Origin of the sequence: Pseudidiomarina sp. (assembly GCF_048268165.1) — a bacterium.
GTDB lineage: Bacteria > Pseudomonadota > Gammaproteobacteria > Enterobacterales > Alteromonadaceae > Pseudidiomarina.
On sequence record NZ_JBLWWA010000004.1, the window covers coordinates 49,265 to 64,761 of the forward strand.

The following is a 15,497-nucleotide window of genomic DNA, read 5'->3' on the forward strand; positions in this document are numbered from 1 at the left end:
ATGTCCTTAGGCAAGATCGCCAAATTGATATTGTATTACGCTTAGCGCCGTTAATGCGGCGGTTTCAGTGCGCAAAATTCGAGGGCCGAGACGAACCGGCAAAAATTCATGGTCGCTGGCGCTTTGCACCTCAAGGTCGGTTAGCCCACCTTCAGGGCCAATTAATAACGTAAGCTGTTTAGGTTCGACCGCAAGTTCTCGCAATGGTTTTGCTGCATAGGGGTCTAAGGTTAGTCGCATGCCTTTGGGCAATTGCGTTAACCACTGCTGAAAAGTTATTGGCGCATGTACTTTAGGTACGTAACTGCGGCCACTTTGTTCACAAGCAGCAATAACTATTTTTTGCCATTGTTGCTGCTTCTTTGCCAAGCGTTCGCCGGTTAACTTAACGCCACAGCGTTCGGTGAACAAAGGTGTAATTTCGGTTACCCCAAGTTCAACAGACTTTTGCAGTACGAAGTCCATTCTATCACCGCGCGATATGCCCTGCGCGAGGTGCACATGTACAAACGATTCAGAGGTGTTCGGTGTTACTGCAGTCAGCGAGACTGTAACAGAACGTTTGTGAACCTCAGTAATCGTTGCCTGATAATTGTTGCCATCACCATTAAAGAGCTCAAGGGATTGGCCCGATGACATCCTTAATACACGGCCAACGTGGTTGGCTGCATCTTCAGAGAGTGTCACCGTGCTACCCACAGCCCAGGTGCATGAGCTTGGCTCATAAATCCGAGGAATGCGCATGCCGTGTTAAACCTTTCATTAATAATGCATATGCGAACATCTTAACACTGCGTTGAAATCTTTGGCAGCTTGAAAAGATTTGATTTTGTCAGATATCCGACCGATCATGGCTGCAGCGTGATCATTAAGGAGAAAAATAAATGCATCTCTCGCGAGCTTTAGTTATTTGGTGTTTTAGTTTGGCTGCGGTACTTTCCGGCAGCGTGGTGAAGGCTGAGGATGTGCACAGTTATGCGCGTTTAGATCAAGTGTCGACGCCGCATCTGGATTTAGTTTTAACCGTTGACTTTGAAGCACGCAAGTTAAAAGGACATGCTACATACACCTTGCAACGCCATGATGACACCAATCAGATTTATTTAGACAGCAGTGAACTCGTAATTAAACGCACCGAAATACGCGTGAATGACCAGTGGTTGCCAACTAAATTTACGCTAGGCGACATTCATCCTAGCTTAGGGCAAGAGCTGATTGTCGATATAGGTAGTATTGCGGACAAGGTTCGTATTCATTACGAAACCACTCCTACCGCAAGTGGTCTGCAATGGCTGACGCCCGCACAAACTGCCGGTAAAAAGCACCCATTTATGTTTAGTCAGTCGCAGCCAATCCATGCCCGCAGCTGGATACCGATTCAGGATTCCCCGGCATTGCGATTAACTTACAACGCGACGGTAACGACACCAGAAGGGCTGCTCGCCGTTATGAGTGCCGACAATAGCCTCAGTGAAGAACGCAGCGGTGAATATCACTTCGCTATGCCACAGCCGATACCACCCTATCTGATTGCAATTGCTGCTGGCGATTTAGCCGTGAAGTCAATCAGCGACAACGTTGCAGTATTTGCTGAGCAGTACATTCTCGATGACGCTGCGTGGGAATTTGCAGATACGCCGGCAATGATTGAAGCGACCGAGGCAATGTATGGACCTTATCGTTGGGACCGCTATGATTTATTGATTTTACCGCCAAGCTTTCCGTTCGGTGGCATGGAAAACCCGCGGCTGTCGTTTATAACGCCCACGGTGGTGTCTGGTGATCGCAGCTTAATAAACTTGATCGCCCATGAATTGGCGCATTCTTGGTCAGGCAATTTGGTAACCAACGCAAGCTGGCGCGATCTTTGGATCAATGAAGGTTTCACCAGTTATGTTGAAAACCGCATCATGGAATCCCTGTTTGGTAAAAAGCGCGCTCAAATGGAGCTGGCGCTAGGCTATCAAGACCTCTTAGCGAATATGGAGCGCCTTGAGCCGCAAGACACGGTGTTAAATATTGATTTAGGAACACGCCATCCAGACGATGTGTTCTCGCAAGTGCCTTACGTTAAAGGCCAGTTGTTTTTAGTGTATTTAGAAGAAAAGTTTGGCCGTGAAACCTTCGATAAATTTTTGCGTAAATATTTCGATGATTTTGCTTTCCAAAGTATTTCAACCGCGCAATTTAAAACCTATTTGCAGCGTGAGCTCTTGGCTAAAAACCCAGACGCGGTAAGCATCAGTAAAGTGAATGAATGGTTGCACGAACCTGGCCTACCTGCTGACGCTCCAAAACCTACATCGGACGCGTTTGCACAGGTAGAAAAACAGATGCAGCGCTGGCTTAAAGGCGGTCAATTGCAAACCGAGGAGTGGACAACGCACGAATGGTTGCACTTCATTAATAATCTGCCACTCGATATTTCGGCCGAAAATATGGCGCGCTTGGATCGGGAGTTTAATCTTACCGAGATTAAAAATAGTGAAATTGCGCATGCCTGGCTGAAGTTATCTATTGTGAAAAAATATGAACCAGCGCGTGAGCGTTTACGTAGTTACTTGCTAACTATTGGTCGCAATAAGTTGGTAAGCCCACTGTATCGTGAGTTAGCGAAGACACCTGATAACCTGAAATGGGCTCGAGAAGTTTACGAGCAGGCAAAACCGGGTTATCACCCGCTTACTCAAACGGTTAATGAGGCTTTGTTGTACGACAAAAACTAAGGAGTAAGAAATGCCAAAAGCAATCGGATTTGCTGCCCAAGCAGCCGACCAAGCGCTCGAATATTTTGAGTTTGAGCGTCGCGATCCAACCGCTGACGACGTTGAGATTGAAATCGCATACTGTGGTGTGTGCCACTCAGATTTGCACCAAGCCCGTAATGAATGGGGCGGCACCGTTTTCCCGTGCGTTCCTGGCCATGAAATCGTAGGTAAAGTGACCCGCGTAGGTAGCAAAGTCAGTAAATATAAAGTTGGCGACACCGTCGGCGTCGGTTGCATGGTGGACTCATGCCGAACTTGTGCAAATTGCGAAGACGGTTATGAACAGTATTGCGATAACGGGTTTGTTGGTACCTACAATGGCGAAGACAAGCACATGGGTGGCGTTACCTTCGGTGGCTATTCAAACCGGATTACCGTTGCGCAAGACTTCGTATTGAAAGTTTCTGACAAATTAGACCTAGCCGGTGTTGCACCCTTGCTGTGTGCGGGCATCACCACTTATTCGCCACTGCGCCATTGGGGCGTTACCAAAGGGCACAAAGTTGGGGTGGTTGGTCTCGGTGGTTTAGGCCACATGGCCGTCAAAATCGCAAAAGCGATGGGCGCTGAAGTGGTTTTATTTACTACCTCTCCGAATAAAGTCGACGATGCGAAGCGCTTAGGTGCTGATCACGTGGTGATCTCTAAAGACGAAGAGCAAATGAAAGCGTGGCGCAATAGCCTTGATTTCATTTTAAACACGGTTGCTGCACCGCATGACCTGGATGCTTATTTAACCTTGTTGCGTCTTGACGGCACCATGACGTTAGTCGGTGTTCCGGCTGAATCGCACCCGTCACCGGCAGTGTTTAATTTAATCGCCAAACGCCGCAGCCTGGCAGGCTCGTTAATTGGCGGTATTGCTGAAACACAAGAAATGCTCGATTTCTGTGCTGAGCACGGTATCACCTCAGATATCGAGATGATTGCCATGGACGAAATCAACGAAGCCTACGAACGTATGCTGAAAAGCGACGTGAAATATCGCTTTGTGATTGATATGGCAACACTAAAACAGAAATAAAGACTTTTAGACGTCTAAATGTAGAAAAGTGGGCATGGTTCAGTTAAACTACGCCCACTTTTTTATTCCTAACTTTGACTAGAGATCGCAAAGCATGGCACAGCATTTATTTACTTCTGAATCAGTATCAGAAGGGCATCCAGACAAAATCGCCGATCAAATTTCGGACGCGGTACTCGACGCGATTCTTAAGCAGGATCCGCGTGCTCGGGTTGCTTGTGAAACCTATGTAAAAACGGGCATGGTGTTAGTTGGTGGTGAAATAAACACCAATGCATGGGTAGATATTGAAGAAATCACCCGTAATACCGTACGTGATATTGGGTATGTTCATTCCGATATGGGTTTTGATGCTGATTCATGTGCTGTACTCAATGCTATTGGTAAACAATCACCGGATATTAATCAAGGTGTTGATCGTGCGAGCCCAGAAGAGCAGGGCGCCGGTGACCAAGGCCTTATGTTTGGCTATGCGTCAAACGAAACGGATGTGCTGATGCCTGCGCCAATTACTTATGCGCATCGTTTGGTGCAACGTCAGGCTGAAGTACGTAAAAATGGCACCCTGCCATGGTTACGCCCTGACGCGAAGTCACAATTGACCTTTATTTATGAAGATGGTCGGCCGGTAGGTATTGATGCGGTCGTTTTGTCAACGCAGCATCATCAAGATATTAGCCAAAAAGACCTCCGTGAAGCCGTAATTGAAACCATCATTAAACCGGTTCTACCGGAAGCCTGGTTCCCGAAAAATCAAGAACGCATTTTTATCAATCCAACCGGTAAATTCGTGATTGGTGGGCCAATGGGTGATTGTGGTTTAACCGGTCGCAAAATCATTGTCGATACCTACGGTGGTATGGCGCGTCACGGTGGTGGTGCATTCTCGGGTAAAGACCCATCCAAAGTTGACCGCAGTGCAGCATATGCCGCGCGTTATGTCGCGAAAAATCTCGTCGCAGCAGGTCTGGCCGATCGCGTCGAGCTGCAAATTTCTTATGCGATTGGTGTTGCCGAACCCACCTCGATTAGTATCGAAACGTTCGGAACCAGCCCGCATAGCGAAGAAAAACTGATTGCATTGGTACGCAAGCATTTTGACTTGCGACCTTATGGCTTAATTCAAATGCTTGACCTTGAGCAACCGATTTATCAAGCCACAGCAGCTTATGGCCACTTCGGGCGTAATGAGTTCCCATGGGAAAAAACAGACAAGGTAGAAGCACTTCGCGCTGATATCTAATTTGCGTCAAAGCCCCGAAATGTGGAGAATACGCGCACCATTTGTGCATTTTTCCACACGCTAAAATTCGGGGTTTGTTATGACAGCAGCAGTATCGGAGCGAAAATATCTCGCCAATGCCATTCGTGCACTCAGCATGGATGCGGTTCAAAAGGCTAACTCGGGCCATCCAGGTGCGCCAATGGGCATGGCTGATATCGCCGAAGTTCTGTGGCGTGACTACCTTAATCACAACCCTGCAAACCCTGACTGGGCGAACCGCGACCGTTTTGTTTTATCAAACGGACACGGTTCAATGCTGATTTATTCACTGTTGCACCTTACCGGTTACGACCTCGATATTAATGAGATAAAGAATTTTCGTCAGCTTCATTCTAAAACGCCAGGCCATCCAGAATATGGTTATGCGCCGGGTATCGAAACGACGACTGGTCCGCTGGGACAAGGCGTTACCAATGCGGTAGGAATGGCGCTTGCTGAGAAGGTACTTGCAGCACAATTTAACAAACCCGCGCATGACATTATTGACCATTACACCTACACGTTTTTAGGCGATGGCTGTTTAATGGAAGGTATTTCGCACGAAGCCTGCTCACTCGCCGGTACGCTGGGGCTTGGCAAGCTTATCGCATTTTATGACGACAACGGCATTTCGATTGATGGAGAAGTTGAAGGCTGGTTCACTGACGATACGCAAAAGCGTTTTGAAGCCTATAATTGGCACGTGATTGCCGATGTCGACGGGCATGACGCTGATGCGGTTAAAGCCGCTGTTGAAGCTGCGCGCGCGCAGTCAGATAAGCCGACCTTGATTATTTGTAAAACCATTATTGGTTTCGGCGCACCGAACAAGCAAGGCAGTGAAAGTTGCCACGGCGCACCATTGGGTGCCGATGAAATTGTTGCTGCACGTGCACAGCTGGGCTGGGAGCATGGACCGTTTGAGATTCCAACGGACGTTTATGCAGCATGGTCAGCCAAGCAGCAAGGTGCGCAGGCTGAAGAAGCATGGAATAAACGCTTTAATGACTACGCGCAAGCTTACCCAGAACTTGCTGCCGAGCTCAAACGCCGATTAGATGGTGATTTACCAGCGGATTTTGCTGCACAAGCCGACGCCTATATTACAAAGCTACAGGCTGAGCCAGCTGATATTGCCAGTCGCAAAGCGTCACAAAATGCTTTGAACACCTATGGCCCGTTATTGCCGGAGTTATTGGGTGGTTCTGCCGACTTGGCAGGTTCCAACCTCACCATCTGGAGTGGCTCGAAAGGTATTACTAAAACTGACGCCAGCGGTAACTACATCTTTTATGGCGTGCGCGAATTCGCGATGTCAGCAATCATGAACGGCATCGCACTGCATGGTGGTTTTACACCGTATGGCGCAACCTTTTTAATGTTCATGGAATATGCACGCAACGCGGTTCGTATGGCCGCACTTATGAAGCAGCAAAGCATTTTTGTATACACACATGACTCGATTGGTTTAGGCGAAGATGGTCCAACCCACCAGCCGGTAGAGCAAATGGCGAGCTTGCGGATGACACCAAATATGAGCACGTGGCGTCCATGTGATCAGGTTGAATCAGCGGTGGCATGGAAGTACGCATTGTTGCGCAAAGACGGACCAACCTCGTTGATTTTTAGCCGTCAAAATCTAGCACAGCAAGAACGCAGTAATGACCAAGTTTCAAATATTGAGCGTGGCGGCTATATATTGCTCGATAGCAATGGCACCCCAGATTTAATCCTGATTGCGACAGGCTCTGAAGTTGCCTTGGCCGTCAGCGCAGCAAAAACCTTGCAGGCTGAAGGCCATCAGGTTCGCGTTGTATCGATGCCGGCAACCGATGTGTTTGATCAGCAAGATAGTGCTTATCGTGAGCAAGTATTGCCAAGTACCCAAGCGAATCGCATCGCGATTGAAGCCGGTATTGCAGACTATTGGTTTAAGTACGTTGGTTTGCAAGGGCGCATTATTGGCATGACAACTTTCGGTGAGTCAGCCCCTGCCGGTGAACTGTTTAAACACTTTGGATTCACCGTAGAAAATGTTGTGACAACCGCAAAGGAATTATTAAACGCATGAGCAACAAGCCCGCACGCATCGCGATAAATGGATTTGGCCGTATCGGTCGCAGTGTTTTGCGGGCGCTCTACGAGCGTGGCTACCGACATCATATACAAGTGGTAGCAATTAACGAATTAGCTCCGGTTGAATCAATGGCGCACTTGCTTAAATACGACACCAGTCACGGGCGTTTTCAAAGTCCGGTAGTGGTGCTGAATGAACAGCAATTACAGGTAGCTGGTGATGCGATCATGGTGTCAGCAAATAGTGAAATTGAGGGCCTCAATTGGCGCGAACTAGGCGTCGATTTAGTACTCGATTGTACCGGTGTGCATGGAACCCGCGAGCATGGCGCCGCCTACGACAAAATTGGCATTAAACAGGTTCTATTTTCGCAACCCGGCAGCGCCGATTTGGATTTCACCGCCATTTATGGCGTGAACAGTGACGATATGACACCGGATCACCGCTGGGTATCGAATGGCTCGTGCACAACGAATTGTATTATCCCAGTCATTAAAGTTTTAGACGAAGCATTCGGTATTGATAGTGGCGCGATAACGACAATTCATGCAGCCATGCATGATCAGCAAGTTATTGATGCATACCATACCGACTTGCGTTTGGCGCGCGCAGCGGGACGTTCAATTATCCCGGTAGATACGCGTTTAGCACGCGGCATAGAAAGAATTCTGCCGAAATTTGCAGGCCGCTTTGAGGCCATTCAAGTGCGCGTTCCAACCACCAATGTAACGGCCATGGACTTGAGTGTGACGGTAAATACCGCGGTTAATGTCAGCCGTGTTAATGAAGTTCTCTCTGACGCCGCACGGGGGCCTTTGGCAAAAATTCTCGGCTTTGTCGATGAACCGTTGGTGTCGATTGATTTTAATCATGATCCGCGTTCAAGCATCGTCGATGGCACGCAAACCCGTGTTGCTGACAAGCGCTTAATTAAAGTGCTGTGTTGGTGCGATAACGAATGGGGCTTTGCAAACCGAATGTTAGACACTGCCCAAGTGATGTTGGCGCAGTAAAATGAAATTCATGAATGAGGCACAGTTATGTCATCAGTAATTACCATGTCCGATTTAGATCTCAAGGGATTACGAGTTCTGATTCGCGAAGATTTAAATGTACCGATTAAAGACGGCAAAGTGACATCAGATGCGCGTTTACGTGCTGCAATACCAACCATTGAAGCTGCAATTGAAGCTGGTGGCAAGGTTATGGTGATGTCACATTTAGGGCGCCCAGAAGAAGGCGTTTTTGATGAAGAGTTTTCACTGCAACCAGTGGTTGACTATCTTAATGACACTTTGAGTGTTCCTGTGCGTTTGGCGCGCGACTATCTTGACGGTGTTGAGGTTAATAACCGAGAAGTTGTGGTGTTTGAAAACATTCGCTTTAATAAAGGCGAGAAGAAAAATGATGATGAACTTGCACAACGGCTCGCGGCCTTATGCGATGTATTCGTCATGGATGCCTTTGGCACGGCGCACCGAGCGCAAGCCTCTACCCATGGCGTGGCCAAGTATGCAGATGTTGCTTGTGCAGGTCCTTTGTTGGCAGCAGAACTTGATGCACTGGGCAAAGCGTTAGCGAACCCCGCACGGCCGCTTGTGGCAATTGTTGGCGGTTCGAAAGTATCAACCAAGCTTACCGTTCTCGAGTCATTGTCGAATGTTGTTGACCAACTCATCGTTGGTGGCGGTATCGCGAACACCTTTATCGCAGCAGCGGGGCACAATGTCGGCAAATCATTGTACGAAGAAGACCTTCTTGAAGAAGCCAAGCGTTTAGTTGCCGCAGCGAAAGCTAAAGGCGGCGACATTCCGTTACCGTCAGATGTGGTAACAGGGAAAGAATTCAGCGCGCAAGCGCAGGCCGAGACGAAATCAGTTGCAACCATTGCTGATGACGATATGGTTTTTGATATTGGGCCAGATACGGCAGCTGCCTTTGCTAAAATTTTGGAACAAGCTGGCACGATTGTTTGGAACGGACCGGTCGGCGTATTTGAGTTCGACCAGTTTGGAGAAGGAACAAAAACGCTGGCGCATGCGATTGCAAATAGTTCAGCATTTTCTATCGCCGGTGGCGGCGATACACTTGCCGCCATTGATAAGTATGGTATCGCTGATAAAATCAGCTATATCTCAACGGGCGGCGGCGCTTTCTTAGAGTTTTTAGAAGGCAAAAAATTACCAGCAGTCGCGATTCTGGAAGAACGCGCGTTAAATGGCTAACCGGCCAAACCCAATAGGACATTAGGAGAATTTATTCATGGCACTAATTTCATTACGTCAGTTGCTTGACCATGCAGCTGAAAATAATTACGGCGTTCCCGCCTTTAATGTGAACAACTTAGAACAAATGCGCGCGATTATGGAAGCCGCAGATGAAATGGACAGCCCAGTGATTGTGCAAGCCTCAGCAGGCGCGCGGAGCTACGCTGGCGCACCATTCTTGCGTCATTTGATTTTAGCCGCGATTGAAGAGTGGCCACACATTCCTGTGGTTATGCATCAAGATCATGGTACATCACCTGCTGTCTGCCAACGTTCAATTCAATTGGGCTTTAGCTCAGTGATGATGGATGGTTCGTTACGTGAAGATGGTAAAACGCCAGCTGATTACGATTACAACGTGAAGGTGACCCAACAGACAGTAGCTATGGCGCATGCGTGTGGCGTATCTGTTGAAGGTGAATTAGGTGTACTGGGCTCATTGGAAACCGGTGAAGCGGGTGAAGAAGACGGCGTTGGTGCTGAAGGCAAGTTAACCCACGATCAGTTACTCACAGACCCTGAAGAAGCTGCACAATTCGTACGTGCAACCAATGTCGATGCTTTGGCAATTGCTTGCGGTACCTCACACGGTGCTTACAAGTTCTCGCGTCCACCAACCGGCGATATCTTAGCGATTGATCGCATCAAAGAAATTCACAAACGCATTCCAACAACGCATCTTGTTATGCACGGTTCGTCATCTGTGCCGCAAGAATGGCTGAAAGTAATTAACGAATTTGGTGGTGAAATTCCTGAAACCTATGGCGTGCCGGTTGAGCAAATTGCTGAAGGAATCAAGCATGGCGTGCGTAAGGTAAACATTGATACGGATCTGCGTTTAGCATCAACGGGCGCGATTCGTCGCCACTTGGCGCAGAACACCAGTAACTTCGACCCGCGTAAATATTTCAAAGCGTCAACCGACGCCATGTACGAAATCTGTAAGGCGCGTTATGAAGCGTTTGGCTGTGCTGGTCAAGCAAGCAAAATTAAAGCGCTTTCGCTCGAAGAAATGTTCATGCGCTACGAACGGGGCGAATTAGACGCTAAAGTGAAGTAACAGCCCTTTAGCTCGCGAGGCCTTAGTCTGTATAATAACAACAAGGCTTCGCAGGAAATTTTAGTTTTGAAAAGGAAGGAGTGGGGGATTCACGTGCGCTTAACAACTACATCTATGGCTTTGGTAGCTGTATTATCATTCGTAACAGTACCGGCGTCAGCTAGTATCTTTATGTACGACGATGCAAGCGACCTCGATACAGAGAAAAAAACGGAGTGGGATGCAAGTGCGGAACTTGGTCTCCTTTTCACTTCCGGTAACACTGAAACTGAAACCTTTAAAGCGAAATTAAACCTCGCTCGTGACGTGGAAAACTGGCGTCACAAGGGTGTGATTGACTATTACCGCTCTGAGCAGCAAGACCAAGCGACCGGGGATACCATTCTTACCGGCGATAAAACCTTCTTGTCAGCGCAGAGTAACTACAAGTTTAGCCCGGAAAGCCGTTCATCGGTATTTGTCTTCGGTTCTTATGAAGAAGACCAATTTAGTGGTTATGAGTACCAAGGTACTGTCGCGGTTGGTTACGGTGCGCGTTATCGTTATAGCGAAACGCTTTATACCGACTACGAGATAGGTCCTGGTTACTCAGTAAATAAACCTATTGTTGACGGTGTCGCTCAAGCACAAGAAAGCAGTGCGATTATGCGTTTAGCGGGTAACTTGGTTTGGGATATCACCAAAAACTCCAAGTTCAATGCATTGGCGTCTACCGAGGTTGGTGAAGATAACACCAAAACGCGTGCTGAAGTTTCAGTGTCGGCAAACGTGAACAGTTCGTTGGCTCTTAAATTCTCAGTAGCCGGTACGCACAACTCTTACTTAGAAGACACAAGTAAAGAGAAGCTCGATACCGAAACTGCAGTAACACTGGTTTATTCATTTTAATAACTGAATAATTCAGCTCAGCGAGGCGGCGGGATTTACCCGTCGCCTAAGCGTTTTTTCAAATGCACAGGTTCGCGGCGCTTGCGAATTTTCAGATTTAACAATTCCACCCCTAAACTAAATGCCATCGCAAAATAAACGTAGCCTTTAGGTACATGGAAACCTAAACCTTCACCAATAAGCGTGAAACCAATCAGAATTAAGAAGCTTAAAGCGAGCATTTTAATGGTTGGATGCGCATCAACAAAATCGCCAATCGATTTTGCCGCAAACAACATCACTAATACCGCAACAATCACCGCAATAATCATGACACTGACATGATCAACTAATCCCACCGCAGTAATCACCGAGTCTAATGAAAATACAATATCGATAACCGCTATTTGCGTAATGATGCCGCCAAAGGTAGCCGCCTTAGTGCCTTTTTTCTGTTCTTCAGTGCCTTCAAGGGCATGGTGAATTTCAAGCGTACTCTTTGCAAGTAGAAACAAACCACCGGTAAGCAAAATTAAATCACGCCCAGAGAATTCGAACGTCAAAATTGCGAACAGCGGTTTGGTAAGCCCCATTACCCATACAATTGCCAACAGCAGACCGATACGCATCCCCATAGCAAGCATTAAACCAACTTGTCGCGCTTTTTGGCGCTGCGCTTCGGGCAGTCGACCGACTAATATCGAGATGAAAATAATGTTGTCAATGCCGAGCACGATTTCTAGCAATGTTAGTGTAAGCAGCGCCAGCCAAGCTTCAGGCATCATAATCCATTCGAACATTGTGCATCCCTCTTACGAACAATAATTTAGTAAACTACAATAATTAGGTTAATGCTTAACCACAACTGTTAAATTAGTCTTTGCGCGACGTTTCGTTCTTCGTTAGTATTCGCGCACCTGAGTACAGGTTTACAAAACACTTATTTCCGCAGCAACAAAGGCGAACTTTTATGTCTGCAAATTCGTTTCTTGGTGTATTTGCCAAGTCGCCAATCAAGCCGATGATTGAGCATATCGACCAAGTGCATGATTGCGCTATGACGCTGAAACCATTTTTCCAGGCTGTTTACGATGGAAATTGGGGAGAAGCAGAAATTCACCGCAAAGAAATCGTCAAAAAAGAGAAAGCCGCTGACGATCTCAAACGTGACATCCGTCTTAACCTTCCTGGTGGCTTATTTATGCCGGTGGAACGGACTGACTTACTCGAACTGGTTTCACAGCAAGACCGCATCGCAAATAAAGCGAAAGACATCTCTGGCCTGATGACGGGTCGGGAAATGCAAATTCCAGTTTCCATGGTTGAAGGATTTGATGCCTATTTGTCGCGTTGCCTTGACGCAACCGATAAAGCAAAAGAAACCATCGGTGAATTTGATGACTTGCTGGAAGTTGGTTTCAAAGGTCGCGAGCGTAATCTCGTTGATAAGATGATTTCAGAACTCGATGAAATCGAACAGGATACAGACGCGTTGCAGGTGAAGTTGCGCCGTCAATTGCGCGCGCTTGAGCAGGATATGAATCCGCTTGACGCAATGTTCTTGTATCAAATTTTGGATTGGGTCGGTGATCTCGCAGACCTAGCCGAGCGCGTGGGTGCACGTTTTGAACTCATGCTTGCACGTGTCTAAGTCGGGGTAAACTCAATGGATATTATTAGCACATATAGCATGACCTTGATCGTGCTGGCCGCTGCTTTTGGTTTCTTTATGGCCTGGGGCATTGGCGCCAACGATGTTGCCAACGCCATGGGAACATCAGTTGGCTCAAAAGCATTAACTATTAAGCAAGCCATCATTGTTGCAATGATTTTCGAATTTGCCGGTGCTTACTTAGCCGGTGGCGAAGTCACTTCAACCATCCGCAAGGGCATTATCGATTCAGGATACTTTGTCGACACACCAGAGCTTCTGGTGTTCGGTATGATTGGATCACTATTAGCAGCAGGTACTTGGCTGTTGCTCGCCTCTTGGGCGGGCTGGCCAGTTTCCACCACGCATTCAATTATCGGTGCGATTGTTGGTTTCTCTGCGGTTGGTGTTGGTGTTGATTCGGTAAACTGGGGTTCAGTAATCGGCATTATAGGTAGCTGGGTTATTACCCCAATGATAGCGGGTTTGATTGCGTACTTTATATTCCTCAGTGCGCAGAAGCTGATATTTGACAGTGATAAACCGCTCGATATGGCTAAACGCTACGTGCCGTATTACATGGCACTAACCGGCTTCATGATTTCACTGGTTACAATCAAAAAGGGCTTAAAACACGTTGGTATCGAATTAACCAGTTTTGAGGGTTATTCGCTAGCTATCGGTATCGCTATTGCTGTTGGTATTCTTGGTAAAGTTCTTATTTCACGCCTGAAGTTTGACCCGGCGGCAGACAAGAACATGCATTACACCAACGTCGAAAAAGTGTTCGCCGTACTCATGATAGTAACTGCCTGTGCCATGGCATTTGCTCACGGTTCTAACGATGTTGCTAACGCAATTGGACCTTTAGCTGCGGTCGTTAGCATTGTACAAAGTGGTGGTGAGATTTCTTCTAAAGCCGCACTTGCATGGTGGGTACTTCCTGTTGGTGCTTTAGGTATTGTGGCTGGTTTGGCGATGTTAGGTCGCCGCGTTATTGCGACAATTGGTAAGGGTATCACCCACCTGACACCTAGCCGTGGTTTTGCTGCAGAACTTGCGGCGGCAACGACTGTTGTTATCGCATCGGGCACTGGCTTACCTATCTCAACCACGCAAACCCTGGTTGGTGCTGTGTTGGGTGTGGGTATGGCACGCGGAATTGCAGCCTTGAATCTTGGTGTTGTTCGCAACATCGTGGTTTCTTGGGTTGTCACGCTGCCAGCTGGCGCAATCATGTCGATTATCTTTTACTTCATCATTAAAGCCGCCTTTGGCGCTTAATGATGTGATGAAAATAAAAAGAGCACTTCGGTGCTCTTTTTTTTTGCCTGTGATAAAACTTTTTTATACGGCGGTACGACTATAGCTGTAACCATAATTAAGGATATCCACAATCGTGTTTGCACCATCTGATGAGCGGCTTATAAAAAGAGCGCTTGATAACAACAAACAAGCTTGGCTGCAGCTAATAAGTCGCTATGAGCGGCTGGTATATAACTATGCCTTGCGTATGGTTGGTAATCGTGACGATGCACTGGACTTAATGCAGGAAGTATTTATCTCGGTGTTTCGAAATTTAGAAAGTTGGCGTGGCGAGAGCTCATTTAAAAACTGGATGATGACCATTGCGCATCATCGCTGTATCGAACACTTTCGTCGGCGCAAAATCATCAGCGACGACTCTGATGTTAATGAGCAAGTTAGCGAAGATGCGTGGCACAACCCTGAGCAAGTTTATGCCGGCCAGCAACAGGGCCAGCAGTTATTTAAAGCCATGCAAAAATTACCGGTGGAACAGCGCATGGTTGTCGAGCTCAAATTTTTTCAGCACTTGCAGCTGGGTGATATATCGAAGCAGCTTGACGTGCCGCTTAGCACCGTAAAATCTCGCCTATATGGCGCGATCACGAAGTTACAAGAATGGGTGGAGGTTGTATGAGTAAACCACAAGACTTTGAGCGTTGGCTGGCCGATACGGCAACGCAACTCAATGAAGAATCAGTACCTGAGTGGCCGCGGGAATCAACATTCAGACCGCGCTACACAGCGCAGCCGAAGCACACTGCGTGGTGGCAGAAACCTTGGCTACCTGTTGGCTCCTTAGCAGTTTCCATGTTTGCCATGGTATTGGTGCTGGGGCAAGTTCAGGTTAGCAGCACTGAACACGGCTTTACGGTGCAATTTGGTGGGGTTGATGAGGCGAAACTCGAAACCATGGTGGCACAGCGCTTAAACGAATATGGCGCGCAGCAACAAATAACGCTCGCTAATTATGCGACGAGTTTGCGCGCTGATTTTCGTGAAGATTTCCGCACTGAAATGGCGCAAGCAAATAAACAACTTGCAGATTATATGCTGGCTGTGAATCGGCAAGAGCGAGAAGGCGATTTGGCTGAACTGATCCGTTATGTGAACGAACAACGTCAGGACGATCAGTACTACTTTGCCAGTCAATTACAACAAGTTTCGGACGGCTGGCTGCAACCAGCGGTTTCTACCAATCAATAAAACGTGAG

Annotated in this window: 14 protein-coding genes; 12 read left to right on the plus strand and 2 right to left on the minus strand. The window is 47.5% G+C overall.

Features of this window, described 5'->3' with window-relative positions; genetic code table 11:
- Window positions 1–6: 6 nt before the first annotated feature.
- Window positions 7–744, minus strand: coding sequence for a 16S rRNA (uracil(1498)-N(3))-methyltransferase (locus ACN0UY_RS10065; RefSeq protein WP_417666759.1), 738 nt, complete (start codon window positions 742–744; stop codon window positions 7–9).
- 140 nt (window positions 745–884) lie between these two features.
- Between ACN0UY_RS10065 and ACN0UY_RS10070 the strand changes: the two genes are divergently transcribed.
- The 8 genes from ACN0UY_RS10070 (at window position 885) to ACN0UY_RS10105 (ending at window position 11,348) form a co-directional block, all read left to right on the plus strand.
- Entirely contained in the window at window positions 885–2,726 is a 1,842-nt protein-coding gene (locus ACN0UY_RS10070; protein ID WP_417666761.1) for a M1 family metallopeptidase, read from the plus strand.
- Between the two features lie 10 nt (window positions 2,727–2,736).
- Window positions 2,737–3,792 (plus strand): NAD(P)-dependent alcohol dehydrogenase, encoded by a 1,056-nt coding sequence (locus tag ACN0UY_RS10075; RefSeq protein WP_417666763.1) that lies wholly within the window; start codon window positions 2,737–2,739, stop codon window positions 3,790–3,792.
- Window positions 3,793–3,886: 94 nt separating this feature from the next.
- Window positions 3,887–5,035, plus strand: a complete 1,149-nt coding sequence (gene metK, locus ACN0UY_RS10080; RefSeq protein ID WP_417666765.1) for a methionine adenosyltransferase — start codon at window positions 3,887–3,889, stop codon at window positions 5,033–5,035.
- 79 nt (window positions 5,036–5,114) lie between these two features.
- Window positions 5,115–7,127, plus strand: coding sequence for a transketolase (gene tkt, locus ACN0UY_RS10085; protein ID WP_417666767.1), 2,013 nt, complete (start codon window positions 5,115–5,117; stop codon window positions 7,125–7,127).
- Complete coding sequence (gene epd, locus ACN0UY_RS10090) at window positions 7,124–8,146, plus strand: erythrose-4-phosphate dehydrogenase (RefSeq protein ID WP_417666769.1); 1,023 nt, start codon at window positions 7,124–7,126, stop codon at window positions 8,144–8,146. Before tkt ends, epd begins: the two co-directional genes overlap by 4 nt.
- A gap of 27 nt (window positions 8,147–8,173) precedes the next feature.
- Window positions 8,174–9,358 (plus strand): phosphoglycerate kinase, encoded by a 1,185-nt coding sequence (locus ACN0UY_RS10095; RefSeq protein WP_417666771.1) that lies wholly within the window; start codon window positions 8,174–8,176, stop codon window positions 9,356–9,358.
- Window positions 9,359–9,395: 37 nt separating this feature from the next.
- Window positions 9,396–10,460 (plus strand): class II fructose-bisphosphate aldolase, encoded by a 1,065-nt coding sequence (gene fba, locus ACN0UY_RS10100; RefSeq protein WP_417659812.1) that lies wholly within the window; start codon window positions 9,396–9,398, stop codon window positions 10,458–10,460.
- Between the two features lie 93 nt (window positions 10,461–10,553).
- Complete coding sequence (locus ACN0UY_RS10105) at window positions 10,554–11,348, plus strand: DUF481 domain-containing protein (protein ID WP_417666773.1); 795 nt, start codon at window positions 10,554–10,556, stop codon at window positions 11,346–11,348.
- Between the two features lie 35 nt (window positions 11,349–11,383).
- On the opposite strand, the gene ACN0UY_RS10110 is transcribed toward ACN0UY_RS10105, so the two are convergent.
- A complete protein-coding gene (locus ACN0UY_RS10110) occupies window positions 11,384–12,127 on the minus strand; it encodes a TerC family protein (protein WP_417666775.1) in 744 nt (247 codons plus the stop codon).
- Window positions 12,128–12,297: 170 nt separating this feature from the next.
- Between ACN0UY_RS10110 and ACN0UY_RS10115 the strand changes: the two genes are divergently transcribed.
- The 4 genes from ACN0UY_RS10115 to ACN0UY_RS10130 all read left to right on the plus strand — a co-directional run bounded on the left by ACN0UY_RS10115 (window position 12,298) and on the right by ACN0UY_RS10130 (window position 15,489).
- Entirely contained in the window at window positions 12,298–12,978 is a 681-nt protein-coding gene (locus ACN0UY_RS10115; protein WP_417666777.1) for a TIGR00153 family protein, read from the plus strand.
- A 15-nt stretch (window positions 12,979–12,993) separates the two neighbouring features.
- Entirely contained in the window at window positions 12,994–14,262 is a 1,269-nt protein-coding gene (locus ACN0UY_RS10120; protein WP_417666779.1) for an inorganic phosphate transporter, read from the plus strand.
- Between the two features lie 115 nt (window positions 14,263–14,377).
- Window positions 14,378–14,920 (plus strand): RNA polymerase sigma factor, encoded by a 543-nt coding sequence (locus tag ACN0UY_RS10125; protein WP_417666781.1) that lies wholly within the window; start codon window positions 14,378–14,380, stop codon window positions 14,918–14,920.
- A complete protein-coding gene (locus tag ACN0UY_RS10130) occupies window positions 14,917–15,489 on the plus strand; it encodes a hypothetical protein (protein WP_417666783.1) in 573 nt (190 codons plus the stop codon). The genes ACN0UY_RS10125 and ACN0UY_RS10130 overlap by 4 nt, the downstream gene beginning before the upstream one ends.
- The last annotated feature ends 8 nt before the right edge of the window (window positions 15,490–15,497 follow it).